Origin of the sequence: Brochothrix thermosphacta DSM 20171 = FSL F6-1036, assembly GCF_036884295.1 — a bacterium.
Lineage (GTDB): Bacteria > Bacillota > Bacilli > Lactobacillales > Listeriaceae > Brochothrix > Brochothrix thermosphacta.
The window spans coordinates 185,587-199,082 of the sequence record NZ_CP145608.1 but is presented as its reverse complement, the minus strand read 5'-3'; the positions used below and the strand labels follow the sequence as shown (position 1 = coordinate 199,082).

At 39.2% G+C, this 13,496-nt stretch carries 14 protein-coding genes; all 14 read right to left on the bottom strand.

Annotated elements, in window-relative coordinates; genetic code table 11:
• Positions 1 to 5 precede the first annotated feature (5 nt).
• Complete coding sequence (atpG, locus tag V6S17_RS01020) at positions 6 to 869, bottom strand: ATP synthase F1 subunit gamma (RefSeq protein WP_029090876.1); 864 nt, start codon at positions 867 to 869, stop codon at positions 6 to 8.
• Between the two features lie 39 nt (positions 870 to 908).
• Positions 909 to 2,420 carry a F0F1 ATP synthase subunit alpha gene (gene atpA, locus V6S17_RS01015; RefSeq protein ID WP_029090877.1) on the bottom strand — a complete coding sequence of 504 codons (1,512 nt, stop codon included), beginning with the start codon at positions 2,418 to 2,420 and terminating at the stop codon, positions 909 to 911.
• Between the two features lie 22 nt (positions 2,421 to 2,442).
• Positions 2,443 to 2,985 carry a F0F1 ATP synthase subunit delta gene (locus V6S17_RS01010; RefSeq protein ID WP_029090878.1) on the bottom strand — a complete coding sequence of 181 codons (543 nt, stop codon included), beginning with the start codon at positions 2,983 to 2,985 and terminating at the stop codon, positions 2,443 to 2,445.
• Positions 2,982 to 3,458: a F0F1 ATP synthase subunit B gene (atpF, locus tag V6S17_RS01005; RefSeq protein ID WP_051457466.1), complete on the bottom strand. Its 477-nt coding sequence runs from the start codon at positions 3,456 to 3,458 to the stop codon at positions 2,982 to 2,984. The genes V6S17_RS01010 and atpF overlap by 4 nt, the downstream gene beginning before the upstream one ends.
• A gap of 100 nt (positions 3,459 to 3,558) precedes the next feature.
• Positions 3,559 to 3,777: a F0F1 ATP synthase subunit C gene (atpE, locus tag V6S17_RS01000; RefSeq protein ID WP_029090880.1), complete on the bottom strand. Its 219-nt coding sequence runs from the start codon at positions 3,775 to 3,777 to the stop codon at positions 3,559 to 3,561.
• Positions 3,778 to 3,845: 68 nt separating this feature from the next.
• Positions 3,846 to 4,562: a F0F1 ATP synthase subunit A gene (atpB, locus tag V6S17_RS00995; protein WP_029090881.1), complete on the bottom strand. Its 717-nt coding sequence runs from the start codon at positions 4,560 to 4,562 to the stop codon at positions 3,846 to 3,848.
• 573 nt (positions 4,563 to 5,135) lie between these two features.
• Complete coding sequence (gene wecB / locus V6S17_RS00990) at positions 5,136 to 6,284, bottom strand: non-hydrolyzing UDP-N-acetylglucosamine 2-epimerase (RefSeq protein ID WP_036026864.1); 1,149 nt, start codon at positions 6,282 to 6,284, stop codon at positions 5,136 to 5,138.
• Between the two features lies 1 nt (position 6,285).
• Entirely contained in the window at positions 6,286 to 6,915 is a 630-nt protein-coding gene (upp, locus tag V6S17_RS00985) for a uracil phosphoribosyltransferase (protein ID WP_029090883.1), read from the bottom strand.
• A gap of 267 nt (positions 6,916 to 7,182) precedes the next feature.
• A complete protein-coding gene (glyA, locus tag V6S17_RS00980) occupies positions 7,183 to 8,418 on the bottom strand; it encodes a serine hydroxymethyltransferase (RefSeq protein WP_029090884.1) in 1,236 nt (411 codons plus the stop codon).
• A gap of 86 nt (positions 8,419 to 8,504) precedes the next feature.
• On the bottom strand, positions 8,505 to 9,536 hold the full coding sequence (locus V6S17_RS00975; protein ID WP_244877098.1) for an L-threonylcarbamoyladenylate synthase: 1,032 nt from the start codon (positions 9,534 to 9,536) through the stop codon (positions 8,505 to 8,507).
• A gap of 581 nt (positions 9,537 to 10,117) precedes the next feature.
• Entirely contained in the window at positions 10,118 to 10,954 is an 837-nt protein-coding gene (prmC, locus tag V6S17_RS00970; RefSeq protein ID WP_157759378.1) for a peptide chain release factor N(5)-glutamine methyltransferase, read from the bottom strand.
• 5 nt (positions 10,955 to 10,959) lie between these two features.
• Complete coding sequence (gene prfA, locus V6S17_RS00965) at positions 10,960 to 12,030, bottom strand: peptide chain release factor 1 (RefSeq protein WP_029090887.1); 1,071 nt, start codon at positions 12,028 to 12,030, stop codon at positions 10,960 to 10,962.
• A gap of 19 nt (positions 12,031 to 12,049) precedes the next feature.
• Positions 12,050 to 12,622 (bottom strand): thymidine kinase, encoded by a 573-nt coding sequence (locus V6S17_RS00960; protein ID WP_029090888.1) that lies wholly within the window; start codon positions 12,620 to 12,622, stop codon positions 12,050 to 12,052.
• A gap of 526 nt (positions 12,623 to 13,148) precedes the next feature.
• Positions 13,149 to 13,394, bottom strand: a complete 246-nt coding sequence (locus tag V6S17_RS00955; RefSeq protein WP_029090889.1) for a type B 50S ribosomal protein L31 — start codon at positions 13,392 to 13,394, stop codon at positions 13,149 to 13,151.
• Positions 13,395 to 13,496: the final 102 nt, after the last annotated feature.

Genomic DNA, 13,496 nt, shown 5'->3' with positions numbered 1-13,496 from the left:
AATCATTATTCTAACGCGGCAGCTCCGCCGACGATTTCAGTAATTTCTTGCGTGATTGCAGCTTGACGCGCACGGTTATATTGTAATGTAAGGTCACCGATAACTTCATTTGCATTATCAGTCGCACTTGACATCGCAGTCATACGTGCAGCATGTTCTGCTGCTTTAGCGTCTAAAATAGAGCCAAAGATTAAGCTTTCAATATATTGTGGAAGAATAGATTCTAACACAGCTTCTTCTGAAGGCTCGAATTCGTATGAACTCAACCCTGAGGTTTCAGCCCCTTCAACTGCTGCCACTGGCAATAGTTGAACAGTGCGTTGTTCATGCGTGATTGGGTTAACGTGATGATTGTAAATCATGTGTAACTCATCAATTCGACCTTCTACAAATAACTGAATTGTATCATTCGCAATATTTTGAATTTCATTAAAGCTTGGGTGATCCGAAATACCGGTAATTTGCAACGCTACATTATAGTCGTTTTTGCTAAAGAAATGATGTCCCATATTTCCTAACGCGATAATTTCGTACTCATCAGCATTATTGTTATGTCTTTCTTTAATCAATTTAACAGCCGTTTTAATAACATTGCTACTATAAGCACCTGCCAATCCACTGTCAGCGGTTAAAACAATATAACCTACTCGATGAACTGGGCGGTTTTCAAGCATCGGATCGCTTGCTGAATTGTTTGACGCAAGATGCGCCACAATGTTACGAATCTTATCTGCATAAGGCTCGTAATTGCGGGCGTTACGTTCAGCTTTACCAAGTTTAGATGCCGAGACCATCTTCATGGCACTCGTTATTTGACTTGTCTTCTTAGTAGAAGAAATACGTTGTTTGATCGTAAGTAAAGAAGCCAAAACATTTCACCACCTTTTCATGTTTGCTGCTTCCAGTTTCTAGACTTCGGATGCAATAAATGTTGCTTTAAATTCTGTAATTGCTGCTTTTAATTCATCTTCGTTTGGTAAGCCTTTAGTTTCGATAATTGTATCGAAGAGACCTTGGTGATTATTCGTAATAAATGCGATTAATTCACCTTCAAAACGGTTGATGTCTTTAACAGGAACGTCATCTAAGAAACCGCGTGTTAATGAGTAAAGACTCACAACTTGTTTCTCAACGCCTAACGGTTGGTTCAATCCTTGTTTCAGCAATTCAACTGTACGTTTACCACGCTCTAATTTAGATTGTGTTTGCTCATCTAAATCTGAACCGAATTGTGCAAAGGCTTCAAGCTCACGATATGAAGCTAAGTCAAGACGAAGGTTACCCGCTACTTTTTTCATTGCTTTGATTTGAGCAGCCCCACCAACACGTGATACTGAAAGACCGGCGTTAATCGCTGGACGAATACCTGCGTTGAAGTAGTTAGACTCAAGGAAAATTTGACCATCTGTAATTGAGATAACGTTTGTTGGAATGTAAGCAGAGATATCTCCAGCTTGTGTTTCAACGAACGGTAACGCAGTTAAAGAACCGCCACCTAATGCATCATTCAACTTAGCTGCACGTTCTAATAAACGCGAGTGTAAGTAGAAAACATCACCTGGGTATGCTTCACGACCTGGCGGACGTTTAAGCAAGAGTGAAAGTTCACGATATGCAGCTGCTTGTTTAGATAAATCATCATAAACTGCAAGGACATGCTTACCGTTGTACATAAATTCTTCACCCATAGCAACACCAGAATAAGGTGCTAAATACAATAATGGAGCAGGTAAAGAAGCACTTGCTGATACAATTATTGTGTACTCAAGCGCACCATGTTTACGCAATGTTTCAACAACACCACGAACAGTTGATTCTTTTTGACCGATTGCAACATAAACACAGATCATATCTTGACCTTTTTGGTTAATGATAGCATCGATTGCTAAAGAAGTTTTACCTGTTTGACGGTCACCGATGATTAACTCACGTTGACCACGACCGATTGGAACAAGAGCATCAATCGCTTTAATTCCTGTTTGGAAAGGTTCGAAAACACTTTTACGATCCATAACACCAGGTGCTTGGAATTCTACAGGACGTGTTTTAGTTGTTTTGATTTCGCCTAAACCATCAATTGGAATACCTAATGGATTCACAACACGGCCAAGCAATTCTTCTCCAACTGGCACTTCCATGATACGACCCGTACGACGAACTTCGTCACCTTCAGCAATATCAGTGTAAGGTCCAAGAATGATGATACCAACATCATTTTCATCTAAGTTTTGAGCCATACCCATTGTTCCGTTAGAGAACTCAAGTAACTCTCCGGCCATTGCATTATCAAGACCATGTGCACGTGCAATACCATCACCGATATAAGTAACTGTACCCACTTCTGTTACGTTCATGTCTGCTTGATAATTCGAAATTTGTTTCTTAATTATCGTGCTAATTTCTTCAGCATTAATGCTCATTTAGTCTCACCTCTCACGGCTATTATGACATCTTAATTTGATGTGCTAAACCATTTAATTTAGAACGTAAACTTCCATCATAAACCACACTACCCATAACAACTTTAACGCCGCCGATTAGTGAAGCATCAATGTGCTTACGCAAGATCATTTGTTTATTGTTAGTAAATTTCGCAAATGCGTCAGCAAGTTTCGCTTCTTCTGCTTCAGATAATTCCACAACAGAATAAACGTCTGCCTCGCCTACGTTTAAGTAAGCGTTGACGCTCGAAATATAATGGTCGATAATTGTTAGCAAAAGTCCTGCACGCTTGTTATCAATCAATACATAGATCAGGTTTGACACAACGTCATCCGCTGATTCAAAAGCTGCCTTAACGGCTTCTTTTTTTGTTTTCATTGACACTGCTGGTGAAGATAAAAAAGAGATGAATTCAGGATTTTGACCAAGAATATCCTTGACTGCTGTTACTTCAGCAGTTAACTCTTGAACGTTGTCTCTTTCTTTTGCAACTTCCAAAAGTGCCATACTGTAACGGTTAGCAATCCCAATGTTTACACTCATTTAGTATCTCCTAACCCATCAATATAACTTGCTACGAGTTCGCTTTGATCCGCTTCATTCAGGTTTTTCTCAATTACTTTAGACGCAATTAAGACTGAAAGATTGGCAACTTGTCCACGTACTTCCGCAACAGCTTTTTCTCGTTCGCTATTGATGTCAGCTTTCGCCTCGTTGTATAAGCGTGTTGCTTCTTCTTTTGCAGCAGCAACAATTTTTTCACGTTCTAAAACGCCTTGATGTTTTGCACTATCAATTAATTCATGCGCTTCAACACGTGCCGCTTTTAACGCTTGACGTTGTTCTTCAAGTATAGCTGCTGATTCAACACGTGCGTTTTCAGCATTGTCGATTTCGGCAGCGATATGTTCTTCACGTTTTTTCATCATATCCATTAACGGTTTCCAAGCAAAGATTCGAATCAAAATAAGTAAGAGTACGAAACTTATGATTAGGAAGATTGCATCTCCCCACATCACGCCTTTTGCCGCACCAATGGTAAATTGTGTTCCTAACACGAGCAGTCCACTCCTTTCAATTACTAATTAATTTCAAATATAAAAGTGTATACTCTAATTATTTGTTAAGAACCATGAAAGCAATAACGACAGCGATGATTGGAATAGCTTCTACCATTGCGATACCGATGAACATAACTGTTTGTAAAGCACCACGTGCCTCTGGTTGTCTAGCAATACCCTCAACTGTTCTTGAAACGATTAAACCATTACCAATACCTGCTCCTAAAGCACCTAAACCTACTGCTATTGCAGCTGCAATTACACCTAAACCCATAATAAATTTCCTCCTCATTTGTATGTTGCTAATTTTTTTTATTCATTGTGTTCACTTACTGTTTAAAACTAGTGATCGTCGTTCACTTTATGTGCCATATAAACCATGGTTAACATTGTGAATATAAAGGCTTGAATTGACCCGATAAAGACCGAGAATCCTTGCCATACGACAGATGGGATGAACGATAAAATGTAAACCCCTGTGTTCATATGTGATAACTGAGTCGCGATTAAAGTAAGCAATACCTCACCCGCGTAAATATTACCGTATAAACGTAAACCTAACGTTAAGGTATTCGAAAATTCTTCCACCAGTTTGAATGGTAACAAGAATGCATACGGTGTCGCATAAGTACCTTTAAGATACCCACCTAAACCACGTTGTTTCACACCATAAAGATGTGTTAGACCTACCACCATTACCGCTAAGGTTAATGTGATTAATGGATCCGCAGTTGGTGATTTCCACCACTGTGTGCCATCAATTGTTACTGTGATAAACAGTCCTAACATGTTGGCAACGAACACATACATTAAGAGTGTTATTCCTAATACATGAAAACGACCGCCTGTTTTCCAATCCATATTGCTTTTAATGATATTTTTCACAAAATCCATAATCCACTCAATAAAGTTTTGTTTTCCAGTCGGTTTGATTTTAAGGTTACGCGTACAAATGATTGCCAGCAACAATACAATTAAAAACGTTGCAGCCATTGGCAATATATTTGCTAAGTTAAAACCTAGGCCACCAATATAAATAATGGGTTGTTCATGTTCCATGCTCTCTCTCACCCCCTCTTAGTTATTAGCCATCATGTAAATTGTCTCTTTATTTCTTCTCAATGAAACATTATTATTTTTTATGAACGCACAAAAAATGCCTGTTACCTGAGAAAAATCACGAGAACAAGCATGCGGAAAATATAGTGTCATTATGTCTTTTGTTAGCTTCAAAAGCCAACATCAGACACGTACAATATCAAATACCCTGCCCTTTGCAATCCATTGAAAGCGTTACAATTCCCATAATAACACCTTACAACAACCAGCAAGCGTTGTCAATATTACACTTGGACACATTTTCGGCACAATTGCAAGTGTTCACAAAATGTTCAAAAAGTGTTCGCTTTTACCCTTATTTCGGATTTCAAAGAACATTTTCAAAGCATTCATTGCTGTAATCCTAGCATAAAATCAACCTACAAAACAATACTATTCACAAAGTTTAACTTAATGGTAACAATTGCATATTTTAACGGACCCTTGCTACGCTTGACATTTCAGCATATCAAAAAACAGTTTAACCTTAAACAAAAGGATGGTAGCTAACAAGTAGCTTACCATCCTTTATTTTTATAAAAATTCTTGTGGTTTTTCGGATTGCTGTCCAAATTCATAACGTATAATTTCTACGATACGTTCCGAAGCTTTCCCATCACCATAAGGATTTTGAATCGTCGCCATTTTTGAATACGCTTCTTCATCATTCAGCAAATGCAGTGCTTCAGATAAAATTAAAGCTTCATCAGTACCTACTAATTTCAAAGTGCCTGCTTCAATGCCTTCTGGACGCTCTGTTGTATCACGTAACACCAGAACAGGGACATCTAAACTTGGCGCTTCTTCTTGAACACCACCCGAATCTGTCATAATCAATTTCGAGCGATAAGCAAGATTATGGAAATCAAATACGTCTAGTGGTTTAATCAAATGTACACGTTTATTATCGCCCAATATCTCTTCCGCCATTTGACGGATCACTGGGTTAAGATGAATTGGAAAAACAATATGCACATCCTCACGTGCTGTTAAAATTCCCTGTACCGCTCGGAAAATACGTTTCATTGGTTCACCTAAATTTTCGCGACGATGTGTGGTCAACAAAATATAAGGCGCACCGTTTAACTCCGTCAATACAGGATGATGATACTCTTCGGTAACTGTCGTTTCCAAAGCATCAATCACAGTATTACCCGTAATATAAACGTTATCAGCCGGAATATTTTCACTAATGAGGTTATCGTGTGCTTGTTGCGTTGGTGCAAAATGAATATCTGTCAAAACAGATGTCATTTGGCGATTCACTTCTTCTGGGAAAGGCGAGTACTTTTGGTACGTACGTAGCCCTGCTTCGACATGACCCACCTTAACTTGTTGATAAAAAGCGGCAAGCGAAGCCGAAAAAGTAGTTGTCGTATCACCATGAACCAAAATAATATCTGGTTTTTCAGCAGCGATAACTTCTTCTAATCCGAGTAATGCTCGACTTGTGATACCACTTAATGTCTGTTTATCTTGCATGATGTCTAAATCGTGTGTGGGGTGAATATCAAAAATCTCCAGTACTTGATCGAGCATTTGACGATGTTGTGCTGTTACTGTTACAACCGTTTCAATATCCGAAAAGCGCTTTAGTGCTGCAATAACGGGCGCCATTTTAATAGCTTCTGGACGCGTTCCGAAAATCGGCATGACCTTGAGTTTTTTCACCGGATTCACCATATTATTTCGTTCCGAAAAGACGATCGCCAGCATCGCCCAAACCAGGTACGATGTAACCATCTTCATTTAGACCTTCATCTAATGCAGCGATATAAATATCTACATCTGGATGTTTTTCTTGTAAAGCTTTAACACCTTCAGGAGCCGCAACCATACACATAAATTTAATATTAGTTGCACCACGTTTTTTCAATGCATCCATTGCTAAGATAGCAGATCCACCTGTAGCTAACATTGGATCAACAACAATCAATGTACGTTCGCTAATATCTGACGGCATTTTAATAAAGTATTCTACCGGCTCAAACGTTGTTTCGTCACGATACATACCAATGTGACCTACTTTAGCTGCTGGAATCATATTCACAACACCTTCAACCATACCAAGTCCTGCACGTAAAATTGGAACAACACCTAATTTTTTACCTGATAATGTTTTTGCTTTTGCAGTTACAACTGGCGTTTCCACCATTGTATCTTCTAACTCTAAATCACGTGTAATTTCATACGCCATCAACATTGCAATCTCATCAGCAACTTCCCTGAAAACCTTTGTCCCCGTTGCTTTATCACGAATAATTGTTAACTTGTGTTGGATCAATGGATGATCCATTACATGTACTTGTCCTATTCCCATTAATAATTCCTCCGTTCACTAATAAACTTCTTTTCTATTGTATAGAGAAAGCTCGCATTTGTCTAATGAAATTCTTTTTTCAAACAGAAAAAAACACTTTAAATACGGTTCTTAATCATATAAAAACAATTACATTGCGACATTGTGTGCACAATAAAATCCCAGCACTTCCTTACAATCATCATGACTGTACCAAAATGCTGGAATATTTTTAATCAAATAAGCTACACAAAAACTGAATAAAACGCATAACGTTACTCTTTATTCGTAAAGCGGGAATGAATCTGTTAATGCAAGAACATCTTTCGCCACTTCTGCTTGAATCGCTTCATCTGTTGGGTTACGCAATGATTTCGCGATTAACTCACCAATTTTGTATGACGCTTCTTCATCAAAACCGCGTGAAGTAATAGCGGCTGAGCCAATACGAACACCACTAGTAATAAACGGACTTGCCGGATCAAACGGGATCGCATTTTTATTCGTTGTAATACCTACAGCGTCTAAAATATGCTCCGCTTCTTTACCTGTTAAATCAAACGAACGTGTGTCCAATAACAACAAGTGGTTATCAGTACCACCTGTTAAAATTTCGCCACCTTCCGTTTGAAGCGCTTTTGCAATTGCCTTCGCATTCACAATGACTTGTTTTGCGTAATCTTTAAAATCTGGTTGCAGAGCCTCACCAAATGCAACAGCTTTCGCTGCGATAACATGCATTAATGGCCCACCTTGAACGCCAGGGAATAATGTCTTATCAATGATTTTAGCATATTCTTCCTTACATAAAATCAAACCACCTCGAGGTCCACGAAGTGTTTTATGCGTTGTTGAGGTGACAAAATCCGCATATGGCACTGGATTTTCATGTTCACCCGCAGCAATAAGACCTGCAATATGAGCCATATCTACCATCAAATATGCCCCTACTTCATCTGCGATATCACGAAATTTTTTAAAGTCAATTGCACGAGGATAAGCACTTGCCCCTGCAATAATCATTTTCGGTTTATTTGCTAACGCTTTTTCACGCACGTCATTATAATCAATTTCTTTCGTTTCAGGATCAACACCATAGGCAGCAATATTATAGTATTTCCCACTGAAGTTAACAGGACTTCCATGAGTTAAGTGACCACCGTGAGCCAAGTTCATGCCTAACACTGTATCACCAGGTTCCAATACCGCAAAGTAAACTGTCATGTTTGCTTGTGCACCTGAATGGGGTTGAACGTTTGCATGTTCAGCACCAAAAAGTTCCTTAGCACGATCACGCGCAATATCTTCAACGACATCAACATGTTCACAACCGCCATAAAAACGACGACCCGGATACCCTTCCGCATACTTGTTTGTTAATACAGACCCTTGAGCTTCCATTACAGCTTGGCTAACAAAATTTTCAGAGGCAATAAGTTCTATCTTTGCACGTTGACGTGATTTTTCCTGTTGAATCCCTTCAAAAACAGCTGAATCAGAATGCGATAAAATTGACATATAATATGTTCCTCCTTAGGATTACGCCTCGTGAGCGTTTAATTGCTATCTATAGTAACAAGAAGATTTTCTTGGATTACTTTACTTTAACGATCGGTCGCACGAAGATAACGGTGACCGGCCGCTTTTTCTAAACGATTCATAATGGCTTGACCAATGCCTGCTTCCGCATATGTTTCTGCTAATATAACAGTGACTTCTTCATGATGATTGAACGTTCGTAAACCATCATAAAGCTCCGCCGCAATACTCGCTAAATCAGATTGCGTACCACAGGACACTTTAACATCAGCATCCAGATCTGCAAGGGTTTCTGTTGTCGCCAAAACGCCAACAACCTCACCTTCTAATTGAAACAGGCGAATGCAGGCTTGGAAGTAATCCGTCGTCCCATCAACTAGATAAGCTGGCGCTACTGGGGCGTAATGTGTATATTTCATTCCCGGCGCTTTGGGTGCCGCCGTCGTTTGCTTGAGCGCCACATCTGTTAATACAGGTCCCACAACATTTTCCAAGGCTTCTTTTGTTACTCCGCCTGGTCGTAAAATAACAGGTTGTGAGCCTGAGCAATCTAAAACGGTCGATTCGACACCTACGCCCGTCGTACCGCCATCAATGATACAGGCGATGCGTCCCGCTAAATCTTCTTTCACATGACTTGCTTTGGTTGGTGAAGGTTTACCCGATGTATTCGCACTAGGCGCTGCGATAGGTAGATCCGCAGCTTTCAAAATCGCCAAAGCAACAGGATGAGAAGGTATTCTCACAGCAACCGTCGATAGACCTGCGGTTACTTCTGGTGCTAACGCCCCTTCTTTAACTGGCAACAAAATAGTGAGTGGCCCTGGCCAAAAAGCATCCATTAAACGTTGAGCCTCATCAGAAACGTCAGTCACAAACGCATCTAACTGCGTGCGTTCTGCCACATGCACAATCAATGGATTATCCGATGGACGACCTTTTGCTTCGTATATTTTTTTCACACTATCCGATACTGTTGCATCACCACCTAAACCATAAACCGTTTCGGTCGGAAATGCCACTAACTCTCCTTCTTGCAAGAGCACAGCCGCAGCATCAATATCAGTCGTTGTTGCTTCTTTAAATGACGTTTTCATTTTCATACATCCCTTCATATAGTTTCTATTGTAACGATGAGCAACGCTTTTGTCACTATAAAAATAGCATTTTATTAACTTAATGTTTATTTTTCAGCAAAAATAACGGAAATCGTTCGTCTTTAAGTTATAATAACTCTTTAAAACATTATAAATTGATTTAAAATGATTTAAAAGCGAACATTAACATCCAAATACACTTCAACCTTTTTTTAAATACCATGATACACACAGCTTATGCACAGACTGTGGATAACAATTTTGTCAATGTGTGTTTTTTGTTGATAACTATGTGCATAACCTTTAAAGTCACTGGTAATAAAGGGATAACTATCAACAACTTTTTTATATTACATTTTCATTACATCGTTTCTACTGTAATAAAGGCACTTTAGAGCGATTGAACTGTTTATAAACTGTGGATAACTTGTTGGTATCGTTATTTTTTTATAAATTAAAAGGTCAGGGCACGCCCTAACCTTAGTAAGTATCTAAAAATAAGAAAAACTGTTTTACCTCTTCTTAACTGCGATAATTATTTACAAACGCGTGATTAAGCCAAACACACTGACCTTACGCTTCTATGTTTCCATCAATACCACACGGTCATTCCCTGACAAGTCTTTCACCACTGCTATTTTTGCTTGTGGATAAGCCTCGGCTAACGCTGATTTTATCGCTTCACCCTGATGGTAACCAATTTCAAAAGCTGCAACGCCACCCTTTTTCAAACAAGAGGGTAACTGTTGAATCAATCGTTGATATAAAGCGAGCCCGTCATTCTCTGCAAAGAGCGCAAGATGTGGTTCGTACTCTATCACCGAAACATCCATAACATCCGTTTCCGAATAAGCGATGTAAGGCGGATTCGAAACAACAACATCAAATTTTTCACCACTATCAATCAACGGCTGCAATAAATCACCTTGAACAAATGTAATTTCTGCTGCCAATGTTTGCGCATTTTTTTCAGCCACAGCAAGCGCTTCAACAGAAATGTCCGACGCAAAAACGCGCAATGTCGGTTGTTCTTTTTTTAATGTAATCGCAATTGCACCACTGCCGGTGCCCACATCCACCACACGTGCATCGTCAGGAAATTTTTTCAACACTGATAATACATGCTCGACCAATTCTTCTGTTTCGGGTCGCGGAATCAGAACCGCCTCACTCACAGAAAAAACACGGTCATAAAAAACTTCTTCACCCGTGATATATTGAACGGGTTCACCAGCCAGCGCACGCGATAATTGTTCATCTAGCATAGCAAGCACTGTCGTTGGCACTAATTCATGTCTCGACAACACCATCTGTGTTTTTGTCCAACCCATTTGCCGTTGCATTAACACCTCAGAAATAACAGGCTCTAACTCAGCTGTCTGCAAAGTGGCTTTGGCTTGGGCGAGCCACTCTGTCACTTTCATTAATTCGTTAGGCTTTCAAGTTTACTTGTTTGATCTTCCATAATTAAAGCATCGATAAACTCATCAATTTTACCCGTTAAAATTTGATCTAATTTTTGAATTGTTAATCCAATACGGTGATCTGTTACACGATTTTGCGGGAAGTTATACGTACGAATACGCTCTGAACGGTCACCTGTACCAATAGCAGATTTACGATTTTGATCGATTTCACTTTGAATTTCAGATGAAATTTTATCATATACACGCGCACGTAATACTTTAAATGCTTTTTCACGGTTCTTAAGCTGTGAACGCTCATCTTGCATCGCTACAGCAATCCCTGTCGGAAGGTGAGTTAAACGAACAGCTGATGCTGTCTTATTAACATGTTGCCCACCCGCGCCACTTGCATGATAAATATCAACACGCACATCATTATCAGCAATTTCAATATCTACTTCTTCTGCTTCAGGCATTACAGCCACCGTTGCAGTTGACGTATGGATACGACCACCAGATTCAGTCTCAGGTACACGTTGTACGCGGTGTGCGCCATTTTCATACTTCAATCGAGAGTAAGCACCTTGGCCGGTAATCATCGCTGATACCTCCTTGTAGCCCCCAACGCCCGTTTCGTTTGAATCAAGCACTTCAATTTTCCAGCCTTTACTTTCAACATAACGTGCATACATATTAAATAAATCACCGGCAAATAACGCCGCTTCATCTCCACCAGCTGCACCACGAATTTCAATAATAACGTTTTTATCATCATTGGGATCTTTTGGTAATAATAGAATTTTAAGCGATTGCTCTAACTCGCTATTTTCTTCCACAAGTTCCGCTACTTCCATTTTTACCATTTCGCGCATTTCATCATCTAATTTCTCATTAAACATCTCTTTTGCGCCTGCTAATTGTTCTTGCACTTCCTTATAACGACGGTAAACTCGAACCGTTTCAGCAATTGATGATTGCTCTTTCGAATAATCACGCAATTTATTTGTATCACTTGTTACCGCTGGATCACTCAATAATTCATTGAGTGATTCATAACGATCTTCCACCATCTGTAATCGATCATACATTATCTAATCGCTCCTTTTTCTACAATTTCGGGTTTTTATAACAACGTCGACAAACGGGATAATAACTTTCATTGCCTGCAATATGAATTTGTTCACCACCATAATTCGGTGTACCATCTGCATTAATACGTAAGTTCATAATCGCTTTTTTTTCACAGAACCAACAAATTGTTTTTATTTCTTCTATTTTATCAGCATAGACTAATAAATACTTCGATCCTTCAAACAATTCGTTACGCGAATCGTTTTTCAAACCAAAACACATCACTGGTATTTTCAATTCATCTACGACACGAGCCATTTGTTCCACGTGTTGTTTTGTTACAAATTGAGATTCATCGAATAGCACACAATATATCTTTTCATCTAAAGCATTTACCAATTCATAAATATCAGTATTCGCTCCAACTGCAATCGCTTCACGCTTCATGCCAATACGACTAGAAACATAACCTACCCCGTCGCGATCATCTACGCTCGATGTTAAAATTAACACTTTTTTGTGTTGCTCTTCATAGTTATGCGCAACTTTTAAAATTTCAATCGTCTTGCCACTATTCATTGCACCATATCTGAAAAATAATTGTGCCATCAACTCTACCCCTTATTTATAAAATATCTACCTTATTTATTATACAAGCTATAGCAAAAGATAACTACTCTCTTTAAAAAATGTTCGTCCTTTTTTTCACAATGATCAACAGCTTTAGCTCAAATAACAATCGTAGCCTATCGAGCAAGCGCAGATACAACACTAAGCGACGACAACACTTTCTATAATCAGCGTTTTAGCTCGGATGGCAATCGCGGCGTATCGCGCACTGCGACATGAACATACTTACTGTATGTGATTAAGCAAGCGCAGATACAACACTAAGCGATGACAACACTTTCTATAATCAGCGTTTTTAGCTCGGATGGCAATCGCGGCGTATCGAGCAATGCGACATGAACATACTTACTGTATGTGATTAAGCAAGCGCAGATACAACAATGAGTGACACCGAGCTAAAAATGCTGAAAGAGAAAAAACACCCCTTATGGGGAAGCTTCCCTTCATAAGAGGTGTTCTTAATTAGGCTATATTCAAGAAGCCTTTACCATAGCTTGTATGATAATTATTTGATGCCGTATTTTTTGTTGAATCGATCAACACGTCCGTCAGCAGCGGCATGTTTTTGTTTACCTGTGTAGAACGGGTGAGAGTCAGAACTGATCTCAACACGAATTACTGGGTATTCGTTGCCATCTTCCCATACGATTGTTTCTTCTGAAGTACGAGTAGAACCAGTTAAAAATTTGAAGTCAGTACTTGAATCCATAAATACAACTTTATTATACTCTGGGTGGATACCTTTTTTCATGATTATTTCACTCCTTTGCCCTGAATCATCTGAAACAGAGTTATTTACGCCCTATTGGCACATAAAAACATTATACTACGCAAAAGTCAATTATGCAAACAA

What these genes read in the sequence shown, in the direction of transcription:
- V6S17_RS00975 (WP_244877098.1), bottom strand. Translation starts at nt 9,536, where the DNA reads ATGAAAACGTCATTTAAAGAAGCAACAACGACTGATATTGATGCTGCG.
- V6S17_RS00960 (WP_029090888.1), bottom strand. Translation starts at nt 12,622, where the DNA reads ATGGCACAATTATTTTTCAGATATGGTGCAATGAATAGTGGCAAGACG.
- prfA (WP_029090887.1), bottom strand. Translation starts at nt 12,030, where the DNA reads ATGTATGATCGATTACAGATGGTGGAAGATCGTTATGAATCACTCAAT.
- atpB (WP_029090881.1), bottom strand. Translation starts at nt 4,562, where the DNA reads ATGGAACATGAACAACCCATTATTTATATTGGTGGCCTAGGTTTTAAC.
- atpA (WP_029090877.1), bottom strand. Translation starts at nt 2,420, where the DNA reads ATGAGCATTAATGCTGAAGAAATTAGCACGATAATTAAGAAACAAATT.
- atpE (WP_029090880.1), bottom strand. Translation starts at nt 3,777, where the DNA reads ATGGGTTTAGGTGTAATTGCAGCTGCAATAGCAGTAGGTTTAGGTGCT.
- V6S17_RS01010 (WP_029090878.1), bottom strand. Translation starts at nt 2,985, where the DNA reads ATGAGTGTAAACATTGGGATTGCTAACCGTTACAGTATGGCACTTTTG.
- atpF (WP_051457466.1), bottom strand. Translation starts at nt 3,458, where the DNA reads ATGTGGGGAGATGCAATCTTCCTAATCATAAGTTTCGTACTCTTACTT.
- V6S17_RS00955 (WP_029090889.1), bottom strand. Translation starts at nt 13,394, where the DNA reads ATGAAAAAAGGTATCCACCCAGAGTATAATAAAGTTGTATTTATGGAT.
- wecB (WP_036026864.1), bottom strand. Translation starts at nt 6,284, where the DNA reads ATGGTGAATCCGGTGAAAAAACTCAAGGTCATGCCGATTTTCGGAACG.
- glyA (WP_029090884.1), bottom strand. Translation starts at nt 8,418, where the DNA reads ATGTCAATTTTATCGCATTCTGATTCAGCTGTTTTTGAAGGGATTCAA.